The 2,944-nt window shown below is 60.8% G+C and carries 2 protein-coding genes and 1 pseudogene; 1 reads left to right on the top strand and 2 read right to left on the bottom strand.

The annotated features are described in order from the left end of the window. Positions 1–1,351: pseudogene (locus tag RMO15_RS05465) on the bottom strand (hypothetical protein); the annotation flags it as partial. Between the two features lie 9 nt (positions 1,352–1,360). After that, a complete protein-coding gene (locus tag RMO15_RS05460; protein WP_309708907.1) occupies positions 1,361–1,858 on the bottom strand; it encodes an NUDIX domain-containing protein in 498 nt (165 codons plus the stop codon). 48 nt (positions 1,859–1,906) lie between these two features. On the opposite strand from RMO15_RS05460, the gene RMO15_RS05455 reads away from it, so the two are divergent. After that, positions 1,907–2,944: AAA family ATPase (locus tag RMO15_RS05455; RefSeq protein ID WP_309708905.1), on the top strand; the 1,038-nt coding region annotated here is incomplete at its 3' end.

Below are 2,944 nucleotides of genomic sequence, written 5' to 3'. Positions count from 1 at the left end.
CCCCCGCCCAGAGCGCCACGCAGGCATGCTGCCGCAGCCGCCGCACTACAGAGCGCACTTCATCGGCGAGGGTGCGCTGGAACGCCTCATCCTGCGGATAGACCGCGCAGGCCATGGAGAAGTCCTGCCAGATGAGAATGCCTTCCTTGTCGCAGATTTCGTAGAACAGGTCGTCCTCATACACATTTCCGCCCCAGCAGCGCAGCATATTGCAGTTCAGGTTCACCGCCATTTCGAGAATCGCCGGGATTCGCTCTTTATCCCGCGAGTGGAATGCGTCCACCGGCACCCAGTTCGAGCCGTGGATAAAGACCCGCTCGCCATTGACCTTGAAGAGAAACTCACCAGAGCCCTGCTCGTCGGTGACGCTGGTTCGGATCAGCTCGACCGTGCGAATCCCGTGCGTGAAGTGCACATGATCTATCTCCGCGCCGTTCTTAAAAACCCGCACGGTCACGTCGTAGAGGCTGGCATCGCCCTTGCCCTTGGGCCACCAGAGCTTGGGGCTCACGACCTGCACATTCACCCGCCCCGCGCCAAAGAGCATCCGCTCCCGCTTGGTAAACACCGAGTCGCCGCATCGCCCCTCGACTTCGATCTCGTAGCGCTCGGCATAGCACGACGCGTCGAGCTTGCAGTCGAAGTGCAGCACCAGCCCCGCCGAAGAATGGGAGGAGCCAATACTCAGCGTCTCCAAGTAGACATTTTCGATGCGCTCCTTGGGCAGATAGAGCAGCTTGATAGGACGCCAAATCCCCGCAGAGACCGCTCGCGGCATGATGTCCCACCCATACTCATGCGGCGCCCGCCGAACGTGGAGCGATTCATACCGGTTTGGCTGCGTAAAGCTGAGAGGAGCTACGGATTTGGAATTCAAATCCCCGCCGATGTGGACAACAATGTCATTTGTGCCATCTTTCGTTATCCACTTTGGGTAGTTCCACCCCAGCAACAAGGGAGTCAGAGAGTTCCAGGGCCAATTATGTACATGCCAATCCTCAGGAAAGTGTTGATTTAGCACACACTGTGCAGAGCCACCAGCCACCCCCTCAAACACAACCACAGCATCCCACCCGTCTGCCAATGGTGGAGCCTGAAATGTTCGCGCGTAGGTAATAGTGGTTCTTTCCCACTTGGGCAGCTCCGCGATGTTCATCCCAAAGAACGGGTCGGGAATCAGCCCATTTCGGTGCAAATCCAGCTCAAAGTTCCCTGGCACCTGCGCGGGGTAGATTGGCAAGCCTGACGCTTCCAGCTCGGCGATGGAGGAGATGTTTTGAGGTTCATCAGAGAAGGCCATTTGCCACTCGCCGGAGAGGTCTAGTGCGACTGCGTCTTTGCGGAAATCCATGGGGAGAGTTTACCTCCCCATCAGCCGGTTTCGTAGGCGGCGCAGGGCATAGAGCAAGCGCACGAGCCAGGCTTTCCAGAGCGGGAGGCGCTGGATGCGGCGGACGGGGGCGGCGTTGAGGGAGGCGTCTACGAGAACGTGGCGTGTCCAGCTTGGGACGGAGCGTGGGAGCTTGTCGAGCGTGAACCAGTCTACGGCAACCGACTCCCAGCCGGGCTCACTGATCTTCTCGGCGACGCTACCGGCATAGACCTGGAGCAAGACACCGCCACCGGGCATGTCGGGCCGCCAGTAGAAGCCCACACAGCGCGTCAGGGTGATCGCAAAGCCCGTCTCTTCCAAAAGCTCCCGCGCAGCAGCCACGTCGGGTGTCTCGCCGGGCTCGATCTTGCCGCCCGGAAGGCTCCAGAGGCGAAAGTCCTCGCGCTTTTGGAGTAGCACGCGCCCCTCCGAGTCTGTCACGACAACTTGAACACCGTCGGGCAGGCGCTGCGGGAAATTTGACATGCTCTCAGTATACAGAAACCACAAACCAAAGATACAATTCAGGTAGTCATGCACTGGCGAGTTGAGTTATTAGGGGAGCTTCGTGTGAGCTGCGGCGAGAAAGTTGTCACACGACTGGAGAGCCGCAAGGTCGTGGCACTCCTGGCACGCCTCGCCCTTCAGCCACAGCGGCCCCATACCCGCGAAGAGCTGGCGGATCTTCTCTGGCCCGAGAGCGACCGCGAGACCGGCCTAGCGCGGCTTCGCCACGCGCTTTCGTCGCTTCGTCGTACGCTGGTACCCAACGAGCTAACCGGTGAGGGTTTCTTTACAGCAGATCGCCAGAGTGTGCGCGTTCGTCCTGGGTCCCTGAGCTGCGATGTGTCCGAGCTAGAGAGGGCACTGGGGCAAAAGCGCTGGTCGGTGGCAAGAGCCCTCTACAAAGGCGAGCTTCTGCCCGGTTTCTGGGACGACTGGCTCTGTGTTGAGCGGGAGCGACTTCAGGCACTGGTCGAGAACCTGCCCGAGACGCAGGAGCAAGCCACTCCCACACCTGAGCCGCTTTCGGATTCGCGACGCCTGCGCCTGCCGGGCTATCTGACGCGCTTTACGGGGAGAGAGGTGGAACGGACACAGCTTGCCGAGATGTTACAGAGCCGTCGCCTCGTGACCCTACTGGGGCCAGGGGGCATTGGCAAGACCCGACTTGCGACCGAGCTGGCACAGGCGCATGCATCGCACTTCGCCGTCGTTGCCTTTGTCCCCCTCGCCGAGTGCTTCGATGCGACTCAGCTCCAAGACCGTGTCCGAGGAGCACTCCAGCTCTCCGGCGGGGAGCGCTCGGCTCTGGAGCAGCTCATTCCGTACTTACACGAGCAGCCGACCCTGCTGGTTCTTGACAACCTAGAGCAGCTCATCGAGAGCGGAGGGGCGGAGGCCATTGAGCAGCTTCTCTTTGCCCTGCCCTCGGTGCGCTGCATCGTCACGTCGCGCCGTGTGCTCGATATCGCCGGAGAGCAAGTCTTTCCGCTAAGTCCCCTCCCACAGGCACAAAGCCTCGCGCTCTTTTTAGACCGTGCCCAAGCCGCCCGCCCAGACTTCACCCTC

Source organism: Armatimonas sp. (genome assembly GCF_031410135.1).
Lineage (GTDB): Bacteria > Armatimonadota > Armatimonadia > Armatimonadales > Armatimonadaceae > Armatimonas.
The sequence above is the reverse complement of the archived record's forward strand: the minus strand, read 5'-3'. Positions and strand labels throughout refer to the sequence as shown.

What these genes read in the sequence shown, in the direction of transcription:
- RMO15_RS05460 (WP_309708907.1), bottom strand. Translation starts at nt 1,858, where the DNA reads ATGTCAAATTTCCCGCAGCGCCTGCCCGACGGTGTTCAAGTTGTCGTG.